The 23,596-nt window shown below is 68.3% G+C and carries 24 protein-coding genes; 9 read left to right on the top strand and 15 right to left on the bottom strand.

Features of this window, described 5'->3' with window-relative positions:
* Window positions 1–36: 36 nt before the first annotated feature.
* Window positions 37–705 carry an RNA pyrophosphohydrolase gene (locus AC1Q6P_RS13400; protein WP_492664356.1) on the bottom strand — a complete coding sequence of 223 codons (669 nt, stop codon included), beginning with the start codon at window positions 703–705 and terminating at the stop codon, window positions 37–39.
* A gap of 164 nt (window positions 706–869) precedes the next feature.
* On the opposite strand from AC1Q6P_RS13400, the gene AC1Q6P_RS13395 reads away from it, so the two are divergent.
* The 3 genes from AC1Q6P_RS13395 to AC1Q6P_RS13385 are packed head-to-tail and all read left to right on the top strand — an operon-like array spanning window position 870 to window position 4,451.
* Window positions 870–2,612, top strand: a complete 1,743-nt coding sequence (locus AC1Q6P_RS13395) for a proline--tRNA ligase (protein ID WP_492664355.1) — start codon at window positions 870–872, stop codon at window positions 2,610–2,612.
* Between the two features lie 35 nt (window positions 2,613–2,647).
* On the top strand, window positions 2,648–3,778 hold the full coding sequence (locus AC1Q6P_RS13390; RefSeq protein ID WP_492703216.1) for a DUF418 domain-containing protein: 1,131 nt from the start codon (window positions 2,648–2,650) through the stop codon (window positions 3,776–3,778).
* 34 nt (window positions 3,779–3,812) lie between these two features.
* The gene (locus AC1Q6P_RS13385; protein ID WP_492664353.1) at window positions 3,813–4,451 is read left to right on the top strand and encodes a lytic transglycosylase domain-containing protein; all 639 of its coding nucleotides are present in this window, start codon (window positions 3,813–3,815) and stop codon (window positions 4,449–4,451) included.
* A gap of 26 nt (window positions 4,452–4,477) precedes the next feature.
* Here the strand turns inward: AC1Q6P_RS13385 and AC1Q6P_RS13380 are convergent, their stop codons facing one another.
* From AC1Q6P_RS13380 to hemA, 6 genes are all read right to left on the bottom strand, one after another.
* The gene (locus AC1Q6P_RS13380) at window positions 4,478–5,047 is read right to left on the bottom strand and encodes a UbiX family flavin prenyltransferase (RefSeq protein WP_492664352.1); all 570 of its coding nucleotides are present in this window, start codon (window positions 5,045–5,047) and stop codon (window positions 4,478–4,480) included.
* 35 nt (window positions 5,048–5,082) lie between these two features.
* Window positions 5,083–5,397, bottom strand: a complete 315-nt coding sequence (grxD, locus tag AC1Q6P_RS13375; RefSeq protein ID WP_102767897.1) for a Grx4 family monothiol glutaredoxin — start codon at window positions 5,395–5,397, stop codon at window positions 5,083–5,085.
* A 61-nt stretch (window positions 5,398–5,458) separates the two neighbouring features.
* On the bottom strand, window positions 5,459–6,094 hold the full coding sequence (locus AC1Q6P_RS13370) for a hypothetical protein (RefSeq protein WP_492664351.1): 636 nt from the start codon (window positions 6,092–6,094) through the stop codon (window positions 5,459–5,461).
* A gap of 77 nt (window positions 6,095–6,171) precedes the next feature.
* Complete coding sequence (prmC, locus tag AC1Q6P_RS13365; RefSeq protein ID WP_492664350.1) at window positions 6,172–7,008, bottom strand: peptide chain release factor N(5)-glutamine methyltransferase; 837 nt, start codon at window positions 7,006–7,008, stop codon at window positions 6,172–6,174.
* Window positions 7,005–8,090: a peptide chain release factor 1 gene (gene prfA, locus AC1Q6P_RS13360; RefSeq protein ID WP_102767894.1), complete on the bottom strand. Its 1,086-nt coding sequence runs from the start codon at window positions 8,088–8,090 to the stop codon at window positions 7,005–7,007. The genes prmC and prfA overlap by 4 nt, the downstream gene beginning before the upstream one ends.
* 77 nt (window positions 8,091–8,167) lie before the next feature.
* Window positions 8,168–9,478 carry a glutamyl-tRNA reductase gene (gene hemA / locus AC1Q6P_RS13355; protein WP_492664349.1) on the bottom strand — a complete coding sequence of 437 codons (1,311 nt, stop codon included), beginning with the start codon at window positions 9,476–9,478 and terminating at the stop codon, window positions 8,168–8,170.
* 125 nt (window positions 9,479–9,603) lie between these two features.
* Between hemA and AC1Q6P_RS13350 the strand changes: the two genes are divergently transcribed.
* Complete coding sequence (locus AC1Q6P_RS13350; protein ID WP_263516974.1) at window positions 9,604–9,882, top strand: hypothetical protein; 279 nt, start codon at window positions 9,604–9,606, stop codon at window positions 9,880–9,882.
* Here the strand turns inward: AC1Q6P_RS13350 and miaB are convergent.
* From miaB to AC1Q6P_RS13330, 4 genes are all read right to left on the bottom strand, one after another.
* Window positions 9,866–11,242 (bottom strand): tRNA (N6-isopentenyl adenosine(37)-C2)-methylthiotransferase MiaB, encoded by a 1,377-nt coding sequence (gene miaB / locus AC1Q6P_RS13345; RefSeq protein WP_492664348.1) that lies wholly within the window; start codon window positions 11,240–11,242, stop codon window positions 9,866–9,868. The genes AC1Q6P_RS13350 and miaB overlap by 17 nt on opposite strands.
* 87 nt (window positions 11,243–11,329) lie before the next feature.
* A complete protein-coding gene (locus tag AC1Q6P_RS13340; RefSeq protein ID WP_492664347.1) occupies window positions 11,330–11,731 on the bottom strand; it encodes a hypothetical protein in 402 nt (133 codons plus the stop codon).
* A gap of 150 nt (window positions 11,732–11,881) precedes the next feature.
* Window positions 11,882–13,252, bottom strand: coding sequence for a L,D-transpeptidase family protein (locus AC1Q6P_RS13335; protein ID WP_492664346.1), 1,371 nt, complete (start codon window positions 13,250–13,252; stop codon window positions 11,882–11,884).
* A gap of 78 nt (window positions 13,253–13,330) precedes the next feature.
* Window positions 13,331–14,497 (bottom strand): YybH family protein, encoded by a 1,167-nt coding sequence (locus AC1Q6P_RS13330; RefSeq protein WP_492664345.1) that lies wholly within the window; start codon window positions 14,495–14,497, stop codon window positions 13,331–13,333.
* 184 nt (window positions 14,498–14,681) lie between these two features.
* On the opposite strand from AC1Q6P_RS13330, the gene AC1Q6P_RS13325 reads away from it, so the two are divergent.
* Window positions 14,682–15,617, top strand: a complete 936-nt coding sequence (locus AC1Q6P_RS13325; protein ID WP_492664344.1) for a type IV pilus assembly protein FimV — start codon at window positions 14,682–14,684, stop codon at window positions 15,615–15,617.
* A gap of 2 nt (window positions 15,618–15,619) precedes the next feature.
* Here AC1Q6P_RS13325 and arsH read toward each other — a convergent pair whose 3' ends face one another.
* The 4 genes from arsH to AC1Q6P_RS13305 are packed head-to-tail and all read right to left on the bottom strand — an operon-like array spanning window position 15,620 to window position 17,926.
* Complete coding sequence (gene arsH / locus AC1Q6P_RS13320; protein ID WP_492664343.1) at window positions 15,620–16,354, bottom strand: arsenical resistance protein ArsH; 735 nt, start codon at window positions 16,352–16,354, stop codon at window positions 15,620–15,622.
* Complete coding sequence (locus tag AC1Q6P_RS13315) at window positions 16,351–17,028, bottom strand: aquaporin (RefSeq protein WP_492664342.1); 678 nt, start codon at window positions 17,026–17,028, stop codon at window positions 16,351–16,353. Before AC1Q6P_RS13315 ends, arsH begins: the two co-directional genes overlap by 4 nt.
* A 21-nt stretch (window positions 17,029–17,049) precedes the next feature.
* Window positions 17,050–17,556 carry an arsenate reductase ArsC gene (locus AC1Q6P_RS13310; RefSeq protein WP_492664341.1) on the bottom strand — a complete coding sequence of 169 codons (507 nt, stop codon included), beginning with the start codon at window positions 17,554–17,556 and terminating at the stop codon, window positions 17,050–17,052.
* Window positions 17,557–17,602: 46 nt separating this feature from the next.
* Window positions 17,603–17,926, bottom strand: a complete 324-nt coding sequence (locus AC1Q6P_RS13305) for an ArsR/SmtB family transcription factor (protein WP_492664340.1) — start codon at window positions 17,924–17,926, stop codon at window positions 17,603–17,605.
* Window positions 17,927–18,020: 94 nt separating this feature from the next.
* On the opposite strand from AC1Q6P_RS13305, the gene AC1Q6P_RS13300 reads away from it, so the two are divergent.
* From AC1Q6P_RS13300 to AC1Q6P_RS13285, 4 genes are all read left to right on the top strand, one after another.
* A complete protein-coding gene (locus AC1Q6P_RS13300) occupies window positions 18,021–20,333 on the top strand; it encodes a heavy metal translocating P-type ATPase (protein ID WP_492664339.1) in 2,313 nt (770 codons plus the stop codon).
* Window positions 20,334–20,405: 72 nt separating this feature from the next.
* Window positions 20,406–20,780 (top strand): hypothetical protein, encoded by a 375-nt coding sequence (locus tag AC1Q6P_RS13295; protein WP_492664338.1) that lies wholly within the window; start codon window positions 20,406–20,408, stop codon window positions 20,778–20,780.
* Between the two features lie 298 nt (window positions 20,781–21,078).
* Entirely contained in the window at window positions 21,079–22,260 is a 1,182-nt protein-coding gene (locus tag AC1Q6P_RS13290) for a TolC family protein (RefSeq protein WP_492664337.1), read from the top strand.
* Window positions 22,257–23,564, top strand: coding sequence for an efflux RND transporter periplasmic adaptor subunit (locus tag AC1Q6P_RS13285; RefSeq protein ID WP_492664336.1), 1,308 nt, complete (start codon window positions 22,257–22,259; stop codon window positions 23,562–23,564). The genes AC1Q6P_RS13290 and AC1Q6P_RS13285 overlap by 4 nt, the downstream gene beginning before the upstream one ends.
* Window positions 23,565–23,596: the final 32 nt, after the last annotated feature.

Here is a 23,596-nt window from a genome sequence, read left to right as displayed (position 1 = left end):
GCCGCTCGATCTTGCGAGCGACTGAGCGCCGTGGGCTCAGTCCGGCTGGGCTTCCTGACCTTGCGTGTCCGCAGAAGGGTGGGGGCCGGCCGGCGAAGCCGAGGTGGGCGCCGCGCGCGTGCGCGAGTCCGCGCCGCCGGCGCGCTCCTCGGCATGACCCTCGCCCGTCGGGCCTTCCTGGCGGCCATGCTGTGGGCGCATGCCCGAGCGCAGGTAGCGGTTGTGGTGGTTGATGCGCGGCAGGTAGCGGGCCAGTTCGGTCAGCGCGTTCTCGTACACCCCGCGCTTGAACTCGATCACGGCATCCAGCGGCACCCAGTATTCGTTCCAGCGCCAGGCGTCGAACTCCGGGTGGTTGGTAGCGCGCAGATTCATGTCGGAATCGCGGCCGAGCAGCTGCAGCAGGAACCAGATCTGTTTCTGGCCGCGGTAATGCCCGCGCGCATCGCGCCGAATGAAGTGATCGGGCACCTCATAGCGCAGCCAGTCGCGCGTGCGCGCAATGATGCGCACATGCTCGGGAACGAGCCCCACTTCCTCGTGGAGCTCACGGTACATCGCCTGCTCAGGCGTTTCGCCATAATTGATGCCCCCTTGCGGGAACTGCCAGGAATGGGTGCGAATGCGCTTGCCCCAGAACACTTCATTCCTGTGGTTGAGCAGGATGATGCCGACGTTGGGGCGGAACCCTTCACGGTCGAGCATAATCAACCTCGAATCTATAGTTGGTTTGATTATTGCATTGCGGTGCCGCCTTGGCATCACTGTCTAACCCGCAAGCCAGCTGCGAGTCGACCCGCGCGGTCCGCGCGCGTTTCCATCCACTTTTGAATCCGGTTTGGCCCTTGTGGCCCAGCCCCGCCGCCGCCATGAAAGCCAGTCAGTTTTTCGTCTCCACCCTCAAGGAAGCACCGGCCGACGCCGAGGTTGTCAGCCACAAGCTGATGATGCGCGCCGGCATGATCAAGCGTCTGGGCGCCGGCATTTACAACTACATGCCCATGGGCTTGCGGGTGATCCGCAAGGTCGAGGCCATCATCCGCGAGGAAATGGTGCGCGCCGGCGCGGTGGAACTGCTGATGCCGGTGGTGCAGCCGGCCGAGCTGTGGCAGGAAACTGGCCGCTTCGACAAGATGGGCCCTGAGCTGATGCGCGTGAAAGACCGCCACGGCCGCGACTTCATCATTCAGCCGACCTCGGAAGAGGTGATGACCGACATCGCCCGCCAGGAGCTGCGCAGCTACAAGCAGCTGCCCAAGAACTTCTTCCACATCCAGACCAAGTTCCGCGACGAGCGCCGCCCGCGCTTCGGCATCATGCGCGGCCGCGAGTTCACCATGAAGGACGCCTACTCCTTCGACCGCGATGTGGCCACCGCCACCGTCAGCTACCAGAACATGTACGCGGCCTACCAGCGCATCTTCGAGCGCTTCGGTCTGCAGTTCCGTGCCGTAGCGGCCGACACCGGCGCCATCGGCGGCGAGGCCTCGCATGAGTTCCAGGTCATCGCCGATACGGGCGAAGACGCCATCGTCTACTGCCCGAGCAGCGAGTACGCCGCCAATATCGAGCTGGCCGAAGCCCTGCCGCTGCTGGCCGAGCGCGCCGCCGCCAGCCAGGCCTTGAGCAAGACAGCGACCCCGGGCAAGAGCACCTGCGAAGACGTGGCTGCTCTGCTGGGCCTGCCGCTGACGCAAACGGTCAAGTCCATCGTGCTGGCGGCTGACGAGCTGAATGAGCACGGCGAGGTCGTCAAGACCACCGTCTGGCTGCTGCTGCTGCGCGGCGATCATGAGATGAACGAGGTCAAGGTCGGCAAGCTGCCGGGCCTGAAGGCCGGTTTCCGCTTCGCCACCGTCAGCGAGATTGAAGCCCATTTCGGCAGCAAGCCGGGCTACCTGGGCCCGATCCAGCTGCTCAAGCCGGTCAAGGTGGTGGCTGATCGCACGGTCGCGCTGATGAGCGATTTCGTCTGCGGCGCCAACGAGGCCGATTTCCACTACACCGGCGCCAACTGGGGTCGAGACCTGCCCGAGCCGGACCTGGTGGCCGACATCCGCAATGTGGTGGCCGGTGACCCCTCGCCGGACGGCCAGGGCGTGCTCGCCATCCAGCGCGGCATTGAGGTCGGCCATGTCTTCCTGCTCGGCACCAAGTATTCGGCCGATATGAAGGCCACCTACCTGGACGAAAACGGCAAGCCGCAGCTGATGGTGATGGGCTGCTACGGCATCGGTGTGACCCGCATCCTGGGTGCTGCCATCGAGCAGAACCATGACGATCGCGGCATCATCTGGCCCGAGTCCATCGCTCCCTTCCGCGTGGTGGTCTGCCCCATCGGCATGGACCGCAGCGAAGAGGTCAAGGCCGCCGCTCACAAGCTGCACGAGGACCTGCTGGCCCTTGGCGTGGACGTGCTGCTGGACGACCGCGGTGAGCGCCCGGGCGCCATGTTTGCCGATTGGGAGCTGGTCGGTGTGCCGCACCGCGTGGTGATCTCGGACCGCGGTCTCAAGGAAGGTCTGGTCGAGTACCAGGGCCGCCGTGATGCCGAGGCGCGCAAGCTCAGCCTGGCCGAGGTGCTGGATCTGCTCTCGCCCAAGACGGCGTGACCCTCGCGGCGCTGCCTGCCGCGCCGCCTCGGGGCGTGCCGTCGGGCATTCAAGTGCCGCAGCGCCACGCGCCCCTCGATGGCTTGCGGGCGCTGGCCCTGCTGCCGGTGATTGCCGTCAACTGGATCGGTTATGCGGCGCTGCCGGACGGTGGCCCCCTGGCGGCACCGCAGCCGGCAGACTCCCTGGTCGCTCAGGCCGTGCTTGCGTTGGTGGCGGCTTTGCTGGCCGGCAAGGGGCTGGCCCTGCTGAGCTTTCTGTTCGGTTACAGCCAGGCAGTGTCCTTCCGTGAGCGGGGTCGGCATGCTGCTTCGTGCGCGGAGCCGGATGGGCATCGCAGCCGGCGCATGCGCCGGCTCTTGTGGATCGGCCTGGCTCATGGCCTGCTCGTGTATTCCGGCGACATCCTGACGGCCTATGCCCTGTGCGGCCTGCTGATGCTCCGTGCGCCCACGATGCGCTTGCGCCAGCTGCGCCGGCGCATCTGGGTGTGGGCCGGTGTTGCGGCGCTGCTCCTGATGCCCAGCCTATTCTGGCTCGTGTTCGACCACAGTTCGTTTGCGCCCGAGGCCCCGCGCTCGCTGGCTGCGCCCGCCTCATGGGCAGACTGGTGGGTGCTCAACGCGGGCCATTACCTGCTGATGCAGCTGGGTTTCGTGCTGCAGGGTCTGCCCTTGTTCGTGGCCTGGATGCTGGCAGGGCTGATGGCGGGCCGCCTGCGGCTCTTCACCCATGCGCGCTGGCGCCCCTTGCTCAAGCGCTGGGCCGGGCGTTGGCTCCTGCCCGGCTTGCTGCTCAATGTTATTTTTGGCTGGGCTTGGTCTCAGGCTTTGTGTGACCAGAACCATCAGCTGGATGCGGTGTACGGCCTGCTGTCCCTGTTTGTCGCCGTGCTCATGCTGATTGGCCTGGTGCCTTGGCTGCTGCTGCACGGCCAGCGCTGGCTGCTCGCGCTGGCGCCCGCGGGGCGCCACACCTTGAGCCTGTATTTGGGCAGCTCGCTGCTGAGCCTGGCATGCTTCAGCGGCGTGGGCTTGGCGCTGCCCTGGGGCACGCTGGCGCTGGTGGCGGCGAGCTTGCTGTACTGGGCGGGCTGGATCATGCTGGCCCGGCGCCTGGGACCGCGCCGGCGCTTGCCTCTGGAAGCCTGGCTGGCCTCAGCTTGATTTCAACCTCTTTCTTGCCTTGAACTTGCACGCCATGAACTCCCTCGGCACACCGCTCGCGCCCGGCCGACGCAGCCTGCTGCTGGCCGCCGCCGCCTTGCTGTGCCTGCCTCGCTCGGCCCAGGCGGGCGCCCAGGTGGAAGAGCCCTTGGCCGATGCCGTGCGCACGGCCCTGGCGGCTTCGGTCGCCAACAGCGCCCCCCCGCGCCCGCGTTTCGATCAGATCGACGATCGCCTGGCCTACCTGCGCTGGCTGGGCGAGATGAGCGAGAAGCTCAAGAAGCGCAAGAGCGAGGCGCAGATCCGCATCGAGTTTCTGGAGACGCTCTGGTACGAGGCCAAGCGTGCCGGTCTGGAGCCCAGCCTGGTGCTGGGTCTGGTGCAGGTGGAGAGCGGGTTTCGCAAATATGCGATCAGCATTGCCGGCGCGCGCGGCTATATGCAGGTGATGCCCTTCTGGGCCAAGCTGATCGGTGATGGGCAAGCCTCACGGCTGTTCCATATGCAGACCAATCTGCGCTTTGGCTGCGTGATCTTGCGCCACTACCTGGACCGGGAGCAGGGCGATCTCTACCTCGCCCTGGGTCGCTACAACGGCAGCCGCGGCCGGCCGGAGTACCCGCGCGCGGTGTTTGCCGCACGCAAGCAGTGGTTGATGCCGGGCGAGGTCTGAGCCGTTGCCGGCGCGCTGCTCAGAGGTCAGGGCTTGAGGCCGGCCCAACGCTTGGGTTCGGCGCCGCTCACACCCGCCAGCTCCAGCACCCGTTCGGCGCTTTCGTTGACCAGTTCCTCGATGCTTTGCGGGTGGTGGTAGAAAGCCGGCAGCGGCGGAAAGACGATGGCGCCCATCTCGGTGGCGGCCACCATATTGCGCAGATGGGCCAGGTTGAAAGGCGTCTCGCGCACCATCAGGATCAGGCGGCGTCGCTCTTTCAGCGTGACATCGGCCGCCCGGGTCAGCAGGTTGTCGCCAAAGCCGTGGGCCACCGAGGCGAGCGTCTTCATCGAGCAGGGGGCGATCACCATGGCCGCCGTGGCAAAGCTGCCGCTGGCCACGCAGGCGCCGACATCGCCGGGCGCATGGGCATAGGACGCCTCTGCTTCCAGCGCCTTGCGATCCAGGCCCAGCTCATGGTGGGCATTGAGCACGCCCGAGGGCGTGACGATCAGATGCGTTTCCAGGCCCAGCTCGCGGCCGCGCCGCAGCAGGCGCAGCGCGTAGGCAGCGCCAGTGGCGCCGGTGATGCCGACGACCAGTCGTTGTGTCATGGGAGAAACGGAAGGCGCAGAAGCGGGGCGCGTGCTTACTCAGCGCCCAGCAGGGCTTGCAGCTCGCCGGCTTCGTACATCTCCATCATGATGTCCGAGCCGCCGACGAATTCGCCCTTGATGTAGAGCTGGGGGATGGTGGGCCAGTTGGCGTATTCCTTGATGCCCTGGCGCACGCCTTCGTCTTCCAGCACATTGAAGGTCTTCAGATCGCTGGCGCCGCAGGCCTTGAGGATCTGGATGGCGCGGCCGGAGAAGCCGCACATGGGGAACTGGGCCGTGCCCTTCATGAACAGCACCACACGGTTGTTCTTGACCAGATCGTCGATGCGCTGTTGAACGTCGTTCATTGTCTTCTTGCCCCAAAGTGAAAAACTGAGGCAATTATCGGCCAGGCCGCCGAAGGCCGACTCAATAGCTGTAGGACAGCCCGAGCTGCAGTACGGGTTTGAGGCGCAAATCACGCAGCAATTCTTCGGCGCCGCTGTTGCGGCTCGCCCCCAAACGCAAACCCCCCAGCGACAGGGCGCTGACCAGACCCAGGTCCGCGCTGAAGCCCCAGCCGCCGCGCAAGGACTGGCCGCTGTAGCCGATGCCCAAGTAAGACAGCGACGCACCGGCATCTCCCATGCCGGCCTCGGGCACCATCATGCTAAGGCTGCGCTGACCTACGGCCAGACGTTGCCGGAAATCTCGGTTTAATGCCAAGCCGGCGCTGCTCAAGGACGCGCTGGGCGCGCCCATCAACATGCCGCCAGTGGCGCGCAGGCCGCCGCTGAAGCCACCCAGGCCCGAGCCGGTCAGGTAGTAGTCGCCCAGCAGATTGGCGCTCAGCAAACGGGCGCCACGGCCTTCCAGGCTGCTCAGCTGCACCCGCGCCTGCCAGGGGCTGGTCTCCAGCTGCAAGCCATTGCCATCCAGCGCCAGAGCGGGCTTGGTTGCGCCGGCCAAGGCGTAAGCCAGGCCCAGCTGAAGGGCAAGGATCGGGCGCATGATGCGGGCGTGGAACATGGCGGTCTCCCAGAGCGGTTGGGGTTTGGAACCCATGCTACTGCTTGCCGCGGACAAGCGACATGTCAAATTGCCAGCAATAACCCGGCAAATGAAACTTTGTGTGGTGTGAATCAGCCAGGCCAGCGACCACCGCTGACGCGCGGCTGGCTGCCCAGGTCGCGGCGCAGGCTGACATCGACAAAACCGCGGCATTCCAGTGCCAGGGCCACCGGCTCGGCCTGGTCGTAGCCATGCTCGAGCAGCAGCCATCCGCCTGGGCTCAGGTGGGCCGGTGCACCTTCGATCAAGGCCATCAGGTCGCTCAGGCCGTCGCCGCCCGGGGTGAGGGCGCTCAGCGGCTCGTGGCGCAGGGCGGGCAGGTGCGGGTCCTGGCCGGCGATGTAGGGCGGGTTGCTGACGATCAGCTCGAAGCTGCGGCCGCGCAGCGGGTTCCACCAGCTGCCCTGCACAAACTCCACCGCCAGGCCCAGACGCTCGGCATTGCCGCGCGCCACCTCGAGCGCCCCGGCGCTCAGGTCCACGGCGCTGAGCGTGGCGGCCGGATGGCCGGCCTTGATCGCCAGGGCGATGGCGCCGCTGCCGGTGCCCAGGTCCACCACGCGCGGCGCGGTGCTGAAGCCCGGCAGCAGCTCCAGCGCCCAGTCGACCAGGGTCTCGGTGTCGGCGCGCGGGATCAAGGTGTCGCGGCTCAGGCGCAGGCGCAGGCCGTGGAACTCCTTTTCGCCCAGCACATAAGCCAGGGGCAGGCCCTCGGCCATCTGCTGCATCTCACTCGCCAGCTGGGCGGCCAGGGTGGGGTTCAGGGCTTCGTCGTCATGGCTGATCAGCCAGGCGCGGCTTTGCTGCAGGCGCTCGGCCAGCAGGGTCTGGGCATCGCTGCGCTCCAGGCCCAGCTGGCGCGCCAGGGCCAGGGCGGACTTCACATCGGTGAGTGCGCCTTGGCTCATGCCCGGCCCTCCTCCAGCAGGGCCAGCTGCTCGGCCGCTTGCGCGGCTTGCAGGCCGGCAGCCACATCGTCGAGGTCTCCGTCCATGATGGCGCCGAGCTTGTACAGCGTCAGATTGATGCGGTGGTCGGTCAGGCGGCCTTGCGGGAAGTTGTAGGTGCGGATGCGGTCGCTGCGGTCGCCGCTGCCGATCAGGCCCTTGCGGGTGGCGGCTTCCTTGGCGGCGCGTTCGTTCTTGTCCTTGTCGCGCAGGCGGGCGGCCAGCACGGCCATGGCCTTGGCCTTGTTGCGGTGCTGGCTGCGGTCATCCTGGCATTCGGCCACCAGGCCGGTGGGCAGGTGGGTGATGCGGATGGCCGAGTCGGTCTTGTTGACGTGCTGGCCGCCGGCGCCGCTGGCGCGGAAGGTGTCGATGCGCAGCTCGGCCGGGTTCAGCGTCACCTCTTCGGCCTCGTCGGGCTCAGGCATCACGGCCACCGTGCAGGCGCTGGTGTGGATGCGACCCTGCGATTCGGTCGCGGGCACACGCTGCACGCGGTGGCCGCCCGATTCGAACTTGAGCCGGCCGTAGACCCGCTCGCCCTCGATGCGCACCACCAGCTCCTTGTAGCCGCCCAGGTCGGACTCGCTGGCCGAGAGGATCTCGCTGCGCCAGCCCTGGCGTTCGGCATAGCGCAGGTACATGCGCGCCAGATCGCCGGCGAACAGGGCCGATTCATCCCCGCCGGTGCCGGCGCGTATTTCCAGAAAGGCCGGGCGTTCGTCGTCGGGGTCGCGCGGCAGCAGGGCCAGTTGCAGAGACTCATGCAGGCGCGTGATGTCGGCCTCGGCTGCCGTGATCTCCTCGCGTGCCATCTCGGCCATCTCGGGGTCTTGCAGCAGGCTGCGGGCCTCGGTCAGGTCGGCCTCGCGCTGCAGGTATTGGCGGTACTGGCCGACCAGCTCGGCGGCCTCGGCCTGCTCCTTGGTCAGGGCGCGGTAGCGCTTCATGTCGGCGGCCAGGGAGCCGTCGGCCAGCAGCGAATCGAGCTCGCTGAGGCGGAAGGCAAGGCGGTCGAACTGCTGGCGCAGGGAGTCTTTCATGGGGGAAACAATCGGCAATCAGAACATGCGGAAGTGGGCTCAAGACCCACGGGGCAGGGGCGAAACCTGCGGGGCCGCTAATGTTCGGAAGCCGATTTTTCCGGGCTGCGTGCGCTGTTGCGCAGGAACAGGCGCGAGACGGTTTGCGCCAGCTGCAGGCGCTGCTCGCCGTCGACGCTGTGCAGCTCGGCCAGGGCGCCGTGCAGCATTTTTTGCGTCAGGCCGCGGGCCAGGGCTTCCATGACCTCGTCGATATCGGCGCCCTTGGCCAGCAGCTTGCGCGCGCGGCTCATCTCATGCTCGCGCCAGTCTTCGGCCTGGGCATTGAGGGCCTGGATCAGAGGCACGGTGTGGCGCTGACCCAGCCAGTGCACAAAACTCTGCACACCGGTTTCGATGATGGCCTCGGCCTGCTCGACCGCGGCCTGGCGCTTTTCACCAGCCGATTGCACCAGGGTGGCGAGCTCGTCGACGGTGTAGAGGTAGACATCGTCGAGTTGCGCCACTTCGGGCTCGATGTCGCGCGGCACGGCCAGGTCGACCATGAACATGGGGCGGTGGCGGCGTGCTTTCAGCGCCCGTTCGACGGCGCCGAGGCCGATCAGGGGCAGGCTGCTGGCGGTGCAGGAAATCACCGCGTCGAATTCATGCAGGCGCTGCGGCAGGTCGGCCAGGCGCACGGCCTCGGCGCCCAGCCGGGTGGCCAGCTTCTCGCCGCGCTCCAGCGTGCGGTTGGCCACGGCCATGTGCAGCGGTGTCTTGGCGGCGAAATGGGTGGCCACCAGCTCGATCATCTCGCCCGCGCCAACGAAGAGCACGCGGATCTTGCTCAGGTCTTCAAACAGCTGGCCGGCCAGGCGCACCGAGGCGGCCGCCATGCTGATGGAATGCGCGCCGATTTCGGTTGAACTGCGCACCTCCTTGGCCACCGAGAAGCTGCGCTGGAAGAGCTGGTGCAAGGTGGTGCCGACCGTGCCGGCATCGGTGGCCTCGCGCACGGCCTGTTTCATCTGGCCGAGGATCTGCGGCTCGCCCAGCACCATGGAATCGAGCCCGCTGGCGACGCGGAAGGCGTGGCGCGCCGCGGCGCTGCCCTCGCGCACATAGGCGTGGTCCATCAGCGCGGCCGGGCTGACGCCGCCGACCTGGGCCAGCCAGTCCACGGCCGGCTGCACGCCGGCGCCCGAGCCGGCGACATAGATCTCGGTGCGGTTGCAGGTGGAGAGGATGGTGGCTTCGGCCGGCGCGTTGCTGCTGCGGGCGCCGCGGCTCAATTGCTCGCGAAAATGCAGCAGGGTTGGCGCCAGCTGGTCCAGCGAGAACGCAAAACGTCCGCGCAGGTCCAGGGGCGCGGAGTTGTGGTTCAGACCGAGGGCGAAGACCGTCATGGGCGGATTATAAAATTGACTGCTGCGATGCTTGTGGCTGCAAGGCCATGGACGCGCCGGAAAAGCTTGATGCACATCAAGCAAACCCCGACCCAATGAACTGCCAGCTTGCGAGAGCCGCCACCTTGAATCCCCTGGACGCCTTCTGGCACCTGAGCAATTTCTTCCTGCCCGCCTGGGCCGTTGCCGCCTTGATGGCGGCTGGCGCCAAGCTGCTGTGGCGGCGTGAGCTCAAGGCCCTGGCCTGGCGGCGCCTGACGGTCTGGGGCGGCTGGGGCGGCAGCGCGGGCCTGATCCTGGCCCTGGTGCTGCTCGGTCGGGACGGCAAGATGCTGGGCTACGGGCTGATGCTTCTGGGCATCAGCCTGCCGCAATGCATCCTGAGCTTCAGGCCGGGGCGCTGACGGTCTCCGCGGTCAGCACCTCGGCGCGCAGCGAGTGCGCGAAGGCCTGGGTGATGCGCACATCGACCAGCTGGTTCATCAGGCGCGGCTGACCCTTGAAGTTGACGATGCGGTTGCACTCGGTGCGGCCCATCAGCTCGCTGGCGTCCTTGCGGGCATTGCCGGTCACCAGGATGCGCTGGGTCGTGCCGACCATGGTTTCGCTGATGGCCAGGGTGTTGGCCTCGATCACGGCTTGCAGCTCCTGCAGGCGCTTGACCTTCACTTCGTAGGGTGTGGTGTCTTCCAGGGCCGCGGCCGGCGTGCCGGGGCGGGGGCTGAAGATGAAGCTGAAGGACGCGTCGAAGCCGATGTCGTGCACCAGCTTCATCAGCTTGGCATGGTCCTCCTCGGTCTCACCGGGGAAGCCGACGATGAAATCGCTGGCGATGCGGATGTCCGGGCGGATGGCGCGCAGCTTCTTGATCGTGCTCTTGAACTCGAGGGCGGTGTAGCCGCGCTTCATGGCCATGAGGATGCGGTCGCTGCCATGCTGGACCGGCAGGTGCAGGTGGTTGACCAGCTGCGGCACACGGCCGTAGGCCTCGATCAGGCGCTGGCTGAACTCGTTCGGGTGGCTGGTGGTGAAGCGCAGGCGCTCGATGCCGGGGATCTCGGCCGCGTATTCGAGCAGCAGGGCCAGGTCGGCGTACTCGCCCGTGTCGCCCATCTTGCCGCGGTAGGCATTGACGTTCTGACCCAGCAGATTGAACTCGACCACACCCTGGTCGGCCAGGCCGGCGATCTCGGTCAGCACATCGTCAAAGGGGCGCGAGACCTCTTCACCGCGGGTGTAGGGCACGACGCAGTAGCTGCAGTACTTGGAGCAGCCTTCCATGATGGAGACGAAGGCCGAGGCGCCTTCGACCTTGGCCGGCGGCAGGTGGTCGAACTTCTCGATCTCGGGGAACGTGATGTCCACCTGCGGGCGGCGCTCTTCGCGGCGCGCGGCCAGCATCTGCGGCAGGCGGTGCAGGGTCTGCGGGCCGAAGACCACGTCCACATAGGGTGCGCGTTCGATGATGGCCGCGCCCTCTTGCGAAGCCACGCAGCCGCCGACGCCGATCAGCACGCCTTTTTCCTTCAGGTGCTTGACGCGGCCCAGATCGCTGAACACCTTCTCTTGCGCCTTCTCGCGCACCGAGCAGGTGTTGAAGAGGATCAGGTCGGCCTGCTCGACATCGTCGGTCTTCTCGTAGCCCTGGGCGGCGCCCAGCACATCGGCCATCTTGCCCGAGTCGTACTCGTTCATCTGGCAGCCGAAGGTCTTGATGAAGACTTTTTTGCTGGGCGGGGTGGCGTTGTCGTCGTGGCTGCTCATGGCGGTGGCTCGCAGAAAAAATGGGGTGGCCGGCCCGTGCAGGCCAGCCAGATCAAACAATGGAAAGAGGCGTGCTGAAGCGCGGGCTCAGCGCTTGAGCCAGGTCTGGGTGCCCGGCTCAAAAGCCCAGCTGGCCGCTTCCAGCGGCGTGCGGGGCCAGGTCTTGTTGGCCAGCTCCACCGGGTTCAGCACCCAGACATCGAGCACCTGGCCATCGGGCGCCACGGTGTAGTGCACGGTCAGCTTCTGGCCGGCCAGGCTGGCCGGCTGCTGCAGCAGATTGTTGGGGCCGTAGACGCGCGTGCCGGGCGAGAGCCGGGCTGGCTGGCCGTTGAGCAGCACATCGGGTGTTTGCACCAGCTGGAACTCGCCGCGCAATGTCTGCGGGCTGAACTGGCGGTGCGTCTGCGCGTGCGCGGCGTATGGCGCACTCAGCGCCAGACTGGCACCCGCTGCGAGCAGCAGGGCATGGGGAACACAGCGTTGCATGGTATCTGTCCAGGGGCTGCGTGAATCGGATCGGCTGCGCGGCGGCGGCCAGGTGGGCGGCGCCTGCGAAGGCGCAACCGTGCATTTTAGTTCAGACGAGGCTCAGGGCTCCTGCCGGCCGTGCCGGTTCGTCGCCAGTCCTTCACGGCATCAGCCGACCACACCGTCGAAGAAGATCTTCCATTGCCCGTTCTGCTCACGCCAGTACTGGCGCTTGAGGCGGGCGCGCTCGTCCTGGGCGCTCTGCTCACGGTAGGTGACGATGAGCACCGGCTCCGCATGCTGGCCCGGCAGCACGCTCAGGCGCTCCAGCGATTGCACCGGCAGCTCCTGGCGGGCCATGCGCGCCAGATTCGTTTCCAGCTTGTCGCTGCTGCTGTCCGAGCCGCGTTGCAGGCCCGGCTCGTAGAGCTGGCGCAGGGTGGCGGCATCCTGGCGCAAGCGCGCCTGCTGCCATTGCTCGAAGGCCGACTCGAAACTGGCGTCCAGCGCCGGCGGGCTGCTGACGCTGCTTTTCTTGACCCAGCGGATCTTGTCCATCACCAGCACCGGTGTTTCGCGCGGCGTGACGGTTTCGGCCAGCAGGCGCATTTCGTCATTGCTGAGCACGATGCAGCCGTCGGTGGACTGCGGGCTGCGCGCGTAATTGCCGGCGCGCTCGCCATGCAGCCAGATGCTGGTGCCGCCGCGGCCGGCCAGGCGGTCGATTTCGTTGGGGTAGTTCAGCGGCAGGGCGGCGGCGCCGTAGCGCGAGGCCGCCTCGTCGCGGCGCAGGCCCACATAGTAGGTGCCCAGCGGCGTGCGCTGGTCGCCTTCGACCAGCTTGCCGGTGCCCAGCTTGCCGATCGAGATGTAGCTGTCGCGCACCAGGCGCACGCCCTGTGCGCTGTTTTCGAAGAGATACAGCCGGGCGCGGCTGGTGTCCACCATGATGGCGTGGCGCACGCTGGGCGAGAGCCCGAACATCTGCTCGGGCAGGGCGTCTTGCGGCGGCCGCTCGACCAGGGCGGCCAGGCGCAGGCGCGCCTCGGTGCGCAGCAGCGCCGCCGGGTCCGAGCTCTTGGCGCCACCGGCCGCGGCCAGCTGGCGCTCGACCGCCTCGCCCTGGCCGCTGCGGGCCAGCAACAAGGTGCCGTAGACCATTTGCGCCAGGGCGAAATCGGGCTGCCGGCGCACCAGCTGCTCCACCAGGGCAAAGGCCTGGCCTTCTTCGCCGCGGGCCAGCAGCTGGTAGGTCTGGATCAGCTGGCCTTCGGGTGTTTGTCCGTCGATCTGGGCCGTCAGCAGGTCGGGTGTCTTGCTTGGTGAGGTGTTGCTGGCCTTGCTGTTGGCGCTCTTGCCGCTCAGCGCCGCCGGCACGCTCAACTCCACCCGCGCCGAGACAAAACCGACGGCGCCGATGGCGCCCAGCACCGCAGCGGCCAGGCCGGCGATCAGCAGGGGGCGGCGGCGGCCGGCGCGACGGCGCCGGGAGGACAGGCGCTCGGCCAGGCGGTCAAGATCGGAATTCGGAGCCGGCATGGGACAGCAGATTCGCAACAGTGCAGACGGAAACGGGGCGCAAGAGGAAGGGCAGGGCGATGTGGCTTCAGACCGGGATCAGCGGTTGGTCTCGTCCGAAATCTGCCAGCGGCCGTTGCGGCCGCGGTTCAGGGTGAAGCTCTTGCTGCTCTTCACGCTCAGGGCGTCGGAGTTGTAGTCCTGGCGCAGGCTGACCGTGGCCTTGTCGCCGCTGACCTTGACCTTGATGTCGCTGAGCGTGACCTTGATGCTCTTCTTGCTGGTGATGCGGTCGCGGCGCTCCTGCTCCCAGGCCTTGCGGCTGGGCGATTTGCCCTTGAAGTCGGGCGCGTAGGCGGCGTAGTAGCCGGTCATGTCACGCGAGCTCCAGGCCTTGGCCCAGCCCAGCATGGCGTTCTCGACCGCCTGGCGGTCGGCAGCGGCGCTGTTCTCGGCCTTGCTCGCTTCAGGCTTGGCGGCGGGCGCAGGCGCTGGCTTGGCGGTCGGTGTCGGAGTAGGCGCCACGACGGCCGGGGCCGGAGCAGGGGCTGGCGCGGCGACCGCAGGTGCCGGTGCGGGCTTGGCCGCCGGCGCCGGGCTTGGTGCTGCAGCAGGTGTTGGCGCTGGAGCCGGAGTCGATGCGGGAGCAGGAGCGGGTGCAGGCGCAGGTGTCGCGGCCGGTGCTGTGCCCGGCTTGGGCGCCTTGCGCGGGTCCACGCTCGATTCAAAGATGTTCTGCACCACGGCCAGCTTCAGCGGCAGCACGCCGTCGTTCTTGTCCAGGGCCAGGGCTTTCTTGTAAGCCTGGCCGGCCAGGCGGGCATAGACATCGCCGAGGTTCTGGAAGGCGGTCGCGTAGGCCGGGTTGGTGCGGATGGCCAGCTCCAGAGCCTGGCGGGCCTTTTCGTACTCGCCCTGGTTGCCGTAGAGCACGGCCAGGTTGTTGTAGGGGCCGGGTAGCTCGGGGTGGGTCTCGATCAGCTTCTGGAACACGCCGATGGCCTCGGCATTGCGGTTCAGCAGCGAGAGTGCAATGCCGCGTTGCAGGCGCAGGCGCGGGTCCTCGGGCTTGGCGGCCAGCAGCTGATCGACTTTTTTCAAGCCCTCGGCGGCCTTGCCGGCGGCCAGGATGGCCTGCACCTCGCTGACCTCGTCGGCGCGAGCGGGACCGGTGCTCATCAAACCCAGCGACAGGGCCAGCAGGCTGGCCAGTACGGTCGGGCGGAACGCGGTGCGTGTCACGGACAAGAGCTTGGAGGAGGGCATGGTCGCGGCCGAGTGGGAATTGGCGCCGATTGTAGTGGGCCGACCCCGGCGTCGCCCGGGCCGGCTGGCACCGGAACTACCCGGGTTTCCCGGCCTTGCTGGGGCTCTTGACCCTGGGGCTGCATGCTAGAGTCAGTCGCAGTTTCTGCTGGAGGCCCAGCATCCTTGAACCGCCCTGGTGTGCATGCTGTATAACGTCGATTTTCACGAACGGATGTTCCCTCGGGCTCGCGGCCTGGCGCTGCCGGTGCTGTGCTTGCTGGCGCTGGCCGCCGGCCCCAGCCGGGCGCTGGACATCAGTCCGCCGCGCCTGCATTCGGCCCTGGGTCAGCCGCTGGAAGTGCAGATCGGCCTGCGTCTGAGTCCCGGCGACAAGATCAGCAAGACCCTGACCGACCCCTGCTTCAAGGTCGAGTTGAGCGTCGGTGAGCGCACGCTCAAGACCGCCGAGTTCATGCGTGCCATCGATTGGCAGGCGGCCGACGGCAGCATCCAGATGCGCTTGCACACCGCCGCGCCCGTGACCGAACCCCTGGTGCAGCTCAGCCTGGGCTGCCCACGCCAGCAATTCAGCCTGATGCTGGATCCTGCCCTGGCCTTGCCGCCGACGGCGGCCGGCCCGCTGCAGTTGGCGCCTGAGCGCGCGGCCCCTGGCCAATCGCCGGCCAAAGCCTCGGCACCGGCGCGGGGCCATCGCGGCGGCCCTGCCTTGCGCCTGGATGCCTCGCTGTCCGAGCGTGCCCCTGACACACCGGCCGCCGCCGCCGGCGCCGACTGGTTTGCCCCGCTGTCTGGCATTCGTCTCTTGCTGGCTCTGGATGTCGGTGGGCCGGAAGGCGCCACGCCCGAGACCCATCCCGGTGTCGAAGGCCCGCGGCCCGATCGCATCAAGCAGGCTGAGGCGCAGTTCGTCTCATTGCAAAACGAGCAGAAGCAGTTGCAGGCCGAGATGGCCCAGCTCAGCAGCGAGTTGCTGGCTCGTGAGCAGCGTCGTGCCGCCGGTCCAGATGGTTTCGCCTTGCGGCAACTCGGCTTGATTGCCCTGCTCGTGCTGGCTGGATTGGGGGGCTGGTTCTGGCGCTTGCGCCGTGCGAGCGCGCAGCCCTTGCGCCAGCGCTGAGCTCACAGCTTGGGTTGCTGCACCCGCCGTGACAGGGCTTCGGCGCTCTCCTTGCGCTCGCTGTAGCGGTCCACCAGGCATGGGCCGATGTCTCGGGTCAGCAGGGTGAATTTGTAGAGCTCCTCCATCACATCGACGACACGGTCGTAGTAGCTGGAGGGCTTCATGCGGCCTTGCTCGTCGAACTCCTGCCAGGCCTTGGCCACCGAGCTCTGGTTGGGGATGGTCAGCATGCGCATCCAGCGGCCCAGCACGCGCAGCTGGTTCACCGCGTTGAAGCTTTGCGAGCCGCCGCTGACCTGCATCACCGCCAGGGTCTTGCCCTGGGTCGGGCGCACGGCGCCGCTGGTCAGGGGGATCCAGTCGATCTGCGCTTTCATCACACCCGTCATGGCGCCGTGGCGCTCGGGGCTGCTCCAGACCATGCCCTCGCTCCACAGCACCAGCTCGCGCAGCTCCTGCACCTTGGGGTGGCTGTCGCTGCTGTCGTCCGGCAAGGGCAGGCCGCTCGGATTGAAGAATCGCACCTCGCCGCCCATGGCTTGCAGCAGGCGGCCGGCCTCTTCGGCCAGCAGGCGGCTGAAGGAGCGCTCACGCAGCGAGCCGTAGAGGATCAGAAAGCGCGGTGCATGCGCGCTGAGCTGGGCAGGGCGCAGGGCTTCGAGACTGGGGCGCTGGAACAACTGTGTGTCCAGAGCTGGGAAGTCTTCGGGCTTGATGGGAAGAGCGTCAGTCATGGCGTGTGGGTCGAGGTGAGAGCGCGGGGTAGGAGCGCATGGTGCAGCGCCAGGCCCAGCCCGGCGCCCAGCAACTCGGCCAGCACAAAGCCGGGCGCGCTGGCCGGGGCGATGCCGGCGAAGCTGTCGCTGAACATGCGGCCGAACACGGCGGCGGGGTTGGCAAACGAGGTGGAAGCGGTGAACCAGTACGCCGCGCCGATGTAAGCGGCCACCAGGGACGAAGCCCGGCCCGCCGGCGCGCGCAGGATCACCAGCAGCAGGCCGGCGGTGGCGATGCCCTCGGCCAGCCATTGCGCCGGCCCGGCGCGCAGCTTGGCCGAGGTCTGCAGCAAAGGCAGCTCGAACATCGCGTGGGCCGCCCAGGCGCCGAGCAAAGCACCGAGCAACTGGGCGGCGATGAAGGGCGCCAGGCTGGGCCAGGGCAGCTCGCGGCGCCAGGCCATCACCAGGGACACGGCCGGGTTGAAATGGGCGCCGCTGATGGGGCCGAAAACCTCGATCAGCACATAGAGCCCGCCCACGGTGGCGGCCGTGTTGGCCAGCAGGGCGAGGGCGACATTGCCGCCGGCCAGGCGCTCGGCCATGATGCCGGAGCCGATGACGATGGCCAGCAGCAGGGCCGTGCCCAGGGCTTCGGCCAGCAGCTTTTGAGATGACAGGCGGTGGTGCATGGTGAAGCAGACCCCGTCAACTCAGTTGCGTGCGATCTGTTGCAGGGCCGCGGCCAGCTCGGCGCCGTGCAGGCGCTCCAGCGGCAGGGCCAGCAGCTGCAGCATGCGGTAGGCAATCGCCTGGCGGGTCAGCTCGAAAGCACGGCGCTTGCCCTCCTCACCACCCTCGGCGTTCGACGGGTCGGGGTAGCCCCAGTGCACCTGCACCGGCGGCTGCTCGCTGCCGGAGAAGAACACCGGGCAGGTCTCGGCCGCAGCGCTGTCGCAAACCGTGATGACGATGGACAGCGGCGGCGCCTCCAGGCCCGTGAACTCGTCCCAGCTCTTGCTGCGGTAGCCCGCGACATCGACGCCGGCATTCGTCAAGGCTTCCAGCGCGAAGGGGTTGAGCCGGCCGCTGGGCGCGCTGCCGGCGCTGTGCGCGCGTACATCCCGGCCGAGCTTTTGGGCCCAGTGATTGAGCATGCCTTCGCTGAGCACGCTGCGCGCGGAGTTGTGGGTGCAGAGGATGAGGACGTGGGTGGTCATGGCGTAGACGAGAGGGTGGTGGGGCAGGCTTGATGAGGGTGCGGGATCAGCAGCCGCAGTCCAGCGGCTTGGGCTGCAGGCAGTCCTGGCCTTGGCAGCAGTTCTCGCCGAGGTAGGCCAGCAGGCTGTTCATCTGCGCAAAGTCGGCGCGGTAGACCAGATTGCGGCCCAGGCGCTCCTGGCTGAGCAGTCCGGCGTTGCTGAGTTCCTTGAGATGAAACGACAGGGTGGCCGCCGGCAGGCTCAGGGCTTCGGCCAGGGCACCGGGCGTCAAGCCGTCCGGCCCGGCGACCACCAGCAGGCGAAAGATGCGCAGGCGGTGGCTTTGGGCCAGGGCGGCGAGGGCGCGGATGACACGTTCTTCAGGCATGGAATTTATTATTCCATATCTATGGAAATATCGAAAAGTAAAAACCATCGATGCGCTTGACTCTGGACTCACTCCAGGGTTTCCAATGCAAGCCATGGACACACGCGCCCCTTCTGCTTCCCGCTCCGCGACTCATGCTCATGGCCACAGCCATGACCATGACCATGACCATGACCATGAACACGGTCATGCCCATGCCCCGGCCACGCCGGCCGCCCACGGCGACTGCTGTGGCCATGCCTGCGAAACGGCCGAGCCGGTGCTGCCGCCGGCCGCGCCCGCAGCGCTGGCCGGCTACACCCGCTACCGCATCGCCAGCATGGACTGCGCGGTCGAGCAGGCCGAGATCCGCGCGGTGCTGGAGCCGCTCGCTGGCATTGAAGCGCTGCGTTTCGATCTGCCGGAGCGCCAGCTGGCCCTGAAAGCGCCGGAGGCGGTGCAGGACCAGGCCGTTGCCGCCATCCGCCGCCTCGGCTATGAGCCGCAGCTTTTGTCCCAGGATGCCGAGCCGGGCGCTGCCGCAGCCGAAGGCCTGGGTGCGGGAATCTCGCGACTGATCGCCTCCTTGCTGGCGGCATTGGGCGCCGAAGCCCTGGCCTTTTTCGCGCCGGACACGCTGCCCTGGCAGATCGCCTCCATGGCCCTGGCCCTGACGGCCATCGGCCTGGCCGGGCTGGAGACCTACAAGAAGGGCCTGGCGGCGCTGCGCGTCGGCCGCCTCAACATCAATGCCTTGATGGCCGTGGCCGTCACCGGCGCCTTTGTCATCGGCCAATGGCCCGAGGCGGCTATGGTGATGGCGCTGTATGCCCTGGCCGAGCTGATCGAAGCGCGCGCCGTGGACCGTGCGCGTCATGCCATCCAAAGCCTGCTGGCCCTGGCACCCGAGGATGCCGAAGTGCTGCAGGCCGACGGCCAGTGGCGCCGCTTGCCCAGCGGCGATGTGCCCCTGGGCGCGACCGTGCGCCTGAAGCCGGGCGAGCGCGTGCCGCTGGATGGCCGCGTGCTGCGTGGCCAGAGCGCGGTGGACCAGGCCCCGGTCACCGGCGAGAGCCTGCCAGTGGACAAGCGGGCCGGCGATGCGCTGTTTGCGGGCACCATCAACCAGACCGCGGCGCTGGAATTCGAAGTCACGGCCCTGGCGGCCGACAGCACCCTGGCCCGCATCATCCATGCCGTCGAAGAGGCGCAGTCCAGCCGCGCGCCGACGCAGCGCTTTGTCGATCGCTTTGCGGCCATCTACACCCCCGCGGTCTTTGTGCTGGCGCTGGCGGTGGCGCTGCTGATGCCCTGGCTGGCCGGCTGGACCTGGCTGCAATCGGTCTACAAAGCCCTGGTGCTGCTGGTGATCGCCTGCCCCTGCGCCCTGGTGATCTCGACGCCGGTGACGGTGGTCAGCGGCCTGGCTGCGGCGGCGCGGCGCGGCATCCTGATCAAGGGCGGGGTCTATCTGGAAGAGGCCCGCAAGCTCAAGGTGGTGGCGCTCGACAAGACCGGCACCCTGACCGAAGGCCGGCCGGTGCTGACGCATTTTGAGCTGCTGCGCCCCGGCGCCGAGCTGGCGCGCGTGCAGGCCTGGGCCCAAGCCCTGGCTTCGCGCTCGGACCACCCCGTGTCCAAGGCGATTGCCCATGGCCTTTCGGTCACCGTGGTGCCCGAGGTGCAAGGCTTCCGCGCCGAAGCGGGTCGAGGCGTGGCCGGCCAGGTCGAGGGCCAGGCGCTGGTGCTGGCCAACCACCGCTGGATCGAGGAGCGCGGCCAGTGCTCGCGGGAACTGGAGGCGCAGATGGCGCTGCATGAGCAGGCCGGCCGCAGCGTCAGCCTGCTGGCCGATGCCGGCGGCGTGCTGGCCTTGTGCGCCGTGGCCGACACGGTCAAGCCTTCCAGCCGCCAGGCCGTGGCCGATCTGATCGTTCTGGGCCTGACCCCGGTCATGCTCTCGGGCGACAACCCGCGCACCGCGCAGGCGATCGCGGCCCCGCTGGGCATCACCGAGCTGCGCGCCAATCTGCTGCCCGAGGACAAGCTGGCCGCCATCACCGAGCTGCAGGCCCGCCTGGGCCCCACGGCCATGGTCGGCGACGGCATCAACGACGCGCCGGCCCTGGCCCGCGCCGACATCGGTTTCGCCATGGGCGGCGCCGGCACGCACACAGCCATGGAGGCGGCCGATGTGGTGGTGATGAATGACGACCTGTCGCGCCTGCCCGAGACCATCCGGCTCTCGCGCCGCGCCCGCGCCGTGCTGTGGCAGAACATCGCCCTGGCCCTGGGCATCAAGGCGGCGTTTTTGCTGGCTGCCTTGTTCGGTAGCGCGACCATGTGGATGGCGGTGTTCGCCGATATGGGCGCCAGCTTGCTGGTGGTGTTCAACGGCCTGCGCATGCTGCGCGGCGCGCGCCGCTGAAATTCAGCGTTTACCCGCATCCGCTTCGCTCCCGCTGGCTATACTGCGCCCGCTTCTGTTCAAGCCTTCTCCATGCGTCGTCTCTTCCTTACCTTGCTGGCACTGTTGATGCTGGCCCAGTCCAGCTGGGCTGCGGCAGCGCTGTGCTGCATCAAGGAGTTCCAGGCCAGCGCCCTGGAGGCGGCCGTGCATCTGCAAGGCCAGGCCCATGCCGAGCCGCGTGAGCCTCAAGTGCTCGGCGATGACGGTGATGCGCTCGAGCTCAAGGCCCAGGATGTCTGCGCCCTCGGCCACTGCCATTGCAACCATTCACCCCTGGCTCTGTCGCCCGACGCCGATCTGGATGCCCAGGCCGACGGCGCACAGCGGCGCCCGCCGCCGCGCTGCGCAGCCGCGCGCTCGCACATCCCCGAAGGGCGCGACCGCCCCAACTGGCTGCGCGCCTGAGCGGCGCGTCGTCCAAGACTCTTTTCCACCTTTTGCTTGTCCTCACGCGGCCTGGCCGTGTGAGATGAGCTCGGCCTGAACGTTTCTTTTTCAGGCCCGCCGGACGCTGCGCCGACCACCCGTATGTGCTGTTTTTCCACACAAACCGGAGTGTTCGATGCGAACCCCTTTTTCCAATTCTGTTGGCCCCGTGCCGCTGCGGATGACACGCGCCGCGGCGCTGCTGTCGCTCTGCGCCCTGGCGCTGCTGAGCCCGTGCTTGCGGGCGCAAACGCCTGAACCTGTCCCCGCGGCGAGCTTGAGCCTGCCGCAAGCCCTGAACCTGGCCCTGAGCCACAACCCCGATCTGGCCGCTGCGCGCCTGGAGCTGCAGGCTCAGGAAGCGGCCGAGCAGCAAGCCGGTGTCGGCCCCAACCCTGAGCTCAGCCTGCTGATCGAAGACACGCGCCGTGCCAGCCGCAGCAGCACCGTGCAGTGGAGCCAGGCCCTGGAGCTGGGCGGCAAGCGCGCCGCCCGGGTGGCCGCGGCCGCCCATGCCCGCGAGCAGGCGGCCGTGGGCTTGCTGGCGCGGCAGGCCGAGCTGCAGGCCGCTGTCAGCACGGCGTTTTTTGAACTGCTGGCAGCGCAGGAGCAGCAGCGCCTGAGCGAATCGGCCATGCAGCTGGCCGAGCGCAGCGTGCAGGCGGTGCAGCTGCGTTTGCAGGCCGGCAAGGTGGCGCCGCTGGAGCTGCACAAAGCCCAGGTCGCCGCCGGCACCGTGCGTGCGGACCTGGCCCAGGCCCGCAGCGAGCTGAGCCTGGCCCGCCAGCGCCTGGCTGCGCTCTGGGGCGGCGCCGGGGCCCGCTTCGAGCGCGCCGAGGGCCAGGCCGAGCAGATGCCGCCCATCAGCGCCGAAGCCGCGCCCAGCAGCACGGCACTCGATGAAGCGCCAGCCCTGCGCCTGGCCCGCCTGGACATCGCCCGCCGCCAGGCCTTGACGGCCGGCGAGCGCGCCAAGCGCGTGCCCGATCTGACCGTCAGCCTGGGCGCCAAACGTGAGGCGGAAACGGGGCGAAGCATGGCCGTGATCGGCCTGTCTCTGCCTTTGCCGCTGCGCGATCGCAACGAAGGCAATCTGCTCGAAGCGCTGAAGCGCGAGGAGCAGGCGCGCGAGCAACTGGCCGCCGCGCAAGTGCGCCTGCGCCTGGACCTGGCGCAAGCCCAGGAGCGCCTGCGCCAGACCCGCCTGCAGCAGCTGAGCCTGCGCGAGCAGCAGCTGCCGCTGGCGCAGACGGCGTTTGACACCGCGCTGCGCGGCTATGAGCTGGGCAAGTTCGCCTTCATCGACGTGCTCGATGCCCAGCGCAGCCTGTTCCAGCTGCACCAGCAAGCCCTGCGCCAGAGCGCCGAAGCCTGGCGCGCCGCCGCCGAGATCGCCCGCCTTCTGGGGCTGCCGCCGTTTGCTGCGCAGCCCACCACCCCACAAGACCGCACATCATGATGAAGAACAGCAGCAACACAGAATCGACATATCCCCGCCCGGCAGCGCGCCCCAAGAAGCAGGCCCTGGCCGTGGCCGTGGTGCTGGCCCTGGGCCTGGCCGGCGGCTGGGCCATCCTGCGCGGCGGGCCGGCCGTGGCCGGGGCTGAGGCCCATGCGCACGGCGAAGGCGAGGCGGCCCACGAAGAAGCGCAGACCAAACCTGCCGCGGCTCCGGCCTCCGCCGCGGCGGACGGCCATGCCGACAGCGGCGAAGAGTCCATCGAACTCAGCGACGAGCAGCTGCAGCGCCAGGCCATCCGCCTGGAAGCCGCCGGCCCGGCCAGCCTGGCCCGCAGCCTGGAGCTGCTGGGCGAGGTCAAGCTGAACCAGGACCGCAGCGTGCTGGTGACGCCGCGCCTGGCCGGCCAGGTCGAGGCGGTGCGCGTCAGCGCCGGGGACCGGGTGCAGGCCGGCCAGGTGCTGGCCGTCATCTCCAGCCAGGCCCTGGCTGACCAGCGCAGCGAGCTGCTGGCGGCTCAAAAGCGCCTGGCCCTGGCGCGCGGCGTCTACGAGCGCGAGAAGAAGCTCTGGGAAGAAAAGATCAGTGCCGAGCAGGACTATTTGCAAGCCCGCCAGGCCTTCCAGGAGGCGGAGATCACCGCCGAAAACGCGCGCCAGAAGCTGCAGGCCCTGGGCGCCGGCGCGGCGGCCAGCGGCACCGCGGGCCTGACCCGTTACGAGGTCCGCGCCCCGATGGCCGGCGTGGTGGTCGAGAAGAAGATCAGCGTGGGCGAGGTGCTCAAGGACGATGCGCCCATCTTCCAGCTGGCCGATCTGGGCACGCTGTGGGTAGAGCTGAGCTTGCCGGTGCAGACCCTGGGCCAGCTGCAGATCGGCGCGCGCGGCCGCATCCAGGGCGCACCGGCCAGCGAGCCGGCGCTGACGCTGAGCCATATCGGCAGCACCGTGGCCGAGCAAAGCCGCAGCGCCATGGGCCGCTTGCTGCTGCCCAACCCGCGCGGCCTGTGGCGGCCGGGCCAGCCGGTGACGGTGGCGCTGCAAACCGGCCAAACGGGCGCCTCGGCTGAGGTGACGGTGCCGGTGGCGGTGCGCAACGAAGCGCTGCAAAGCCGTGAAGGCCGCGACGAGGTCTATGTGCGCGAAGGCCAGCGCATGGTGGCCCGCGCCGTGCGCCTGGGCCGCAGCGACGGCCGCCACACCGAGGTGCTGCAAGGCCTGAGCGCCGGGGAGCGCTATGCCTCGGCCAACAGCTTTGTCGTCAAGGCCGATCTGGGCAAGTCGGCCGCGGCCCACGCGCACTGATGAGCAAAGAACAGCGAGAGGACGCAAACCAT

It is taken from the genome of Roseateles sp. GW835-FHT13E02 (genome assembly GCF_058794035.1).
This window is presented reverse-complemented; position numbering and strand designations above follow the sequence as displayed.

Excerpts from the sequence above, each read along its gene's own strand:
- AC1Q6P_RS13335 (WP_492664346.1), bottom strand. The coding sequence starts at position 13,252 with ATGCCGGCTCCGAATTCCGATCTTGACCGCCTGGCCGAGCGCCTGTCC.
- AC1Q6P_RS13315 (WP_492664342.1), bottom strand. The coding sequence starts at position 17,028 with ATGCACCACCGCCTGTCATCTCAAAAGCTGCTGGCCGAAGCCCTGGGC.
- AC1Q6P_RS13310 (WP_492664341.1), bottom strand. The coding sequence starts at position 17,556 with ATGACCACCCACGTCCTCATCCTCTGCACCCACAACTCCGCGCGCAGC.
- prfA (WP_102767894.1), bottom strand. The coding sequence starts at position 8,090 with ATGAAAGACTCCCTGCGCCAGCAGTTCGACCGCCTTGCCTTCCGCCTC.
- arsH (WP_492664343.1), bottom strand. The coding sequence starts at position 16,354 with ATGACTGACGCTCTTCCCATCAAGCCCGAAGACTTCCCAGCTCTGGAC.
- AC1Q6P_RS13325 (WP_492664344.1), top strand. The coding sequence starts at position 14,682 with ATGCTGTATAACGTCGATTTTCACGAACGGATGTTCCCTCGGGCTCGC.
- AC1Q6P_RS13340 (WP_492664347.1), bottom strand. The coding sequence starts at position 11,731 with ATGCAACGCTGTGTTCCCCATGCCCTGCTGCTCGCAGCGGGTGCCAGT.
- AC1Q6P_RS13380 (WP_492664352.1), bottom strand. The coding sequence starts at position 5,047 with ATGACACAACGACTGGTCGTCGGCATCACCGGCGCCACTGGCGCTGCC.
- AC1Q6P_RS13330 (WP_492664345.1), bottom strand. The coding sequence starts at position 14,497 with ATGCCCTCCTCCAAGCTCTTGTCCGTGACACGCACCGCGTTCCGCCCG.
- AC1Q6P_RS13400 (WP_492664356.1), bottom strand. The coding sequence starts at position 705 with ATGCTCGACCGTGAAGGGTTCCGCCCCAACGTCGGCATCATCCTGCTC.
- prmC (WP_492664350.1), bottom strand. The coding sequence starts at position 7,008 with ATGAGCCAAGGCGCACTCACCGATGTGAAGTCCGCCCTGGCCCTGGCG.
- AC1Q6P_RS13385 (WP_492664353.1), top strand. The coding sequence starts at position 3,813 with ATGAACTCCCTCGGCACACCGCTCGCGCCCGGCCGACGCAGCCTGCTG.
- AC1Q6P_RS13300 (WP_492664339.1), top strand. The coding sequence starts at position 18,021 with ATGGACACACGCGCCCCTTCTGCTTCCCGCTCCGCGACTCATGCTCAT.
- AC1Q6P_RS13370 (WP_492664351.1), bottom strand. The coding sequence starts at position 6,094 with ATGGGTTCCAAACCCCAACCGCTCTGGGAGACCGCCATGTTCCACGCC.
- AC1Q6P_RS13395 (WP_492664355.1), top strand. The coding sequence starts at position 870 with ATGAAAGCCAGTCAGTTTTTCGTCTCCACCCTCAAGGAAGCACCGGCC.
- grxD (WP_102767897.1), bottom strand. The coding sequence starts at position 5,397 with ATGAACGACGTTCAACAGCGCATCGACGATCTGGTCAAGAACAACCGT.
- hemA (WP_492664349.1), bottom strand. The coding sequence starts at position 9,478 with ATGACGGTCTTCGCCCTCGGTCTGAACCACAACTCCGCGCCCCTGGAC.
- AC1Q6P_RS13295 (WP_492664338.1), top strand. The coding sequence starts at position 20,406 with ATGCGTCGTCTCTTCCTTACCTTGCTGGCACTGTTGATGCTGGCCCAG.
- AC1Q6P_RS13285 (WP_492664336.1), top strand. The coding sequence starts at position 22,257 with ATGATGAAGAACAGCAGCAACACAGAATCGACATATCCCCGCCCGGCA.
- miaB (WP_492664348.1), bottom strand. The coding sequence starts at position 11,242 with ATGAGCAGCCACGACGACAACGCCACCCCGCCCAGCAAAAAAGTCTTC.
- AC1Q6P_RS13305 (WP_492664340.1), bottom strand. The coding sequence starts at position 17,926 with ATGCCTGAAGAACGTGTCATCCGCGCCCTCGCCGCCCTGGCCCAAAGC.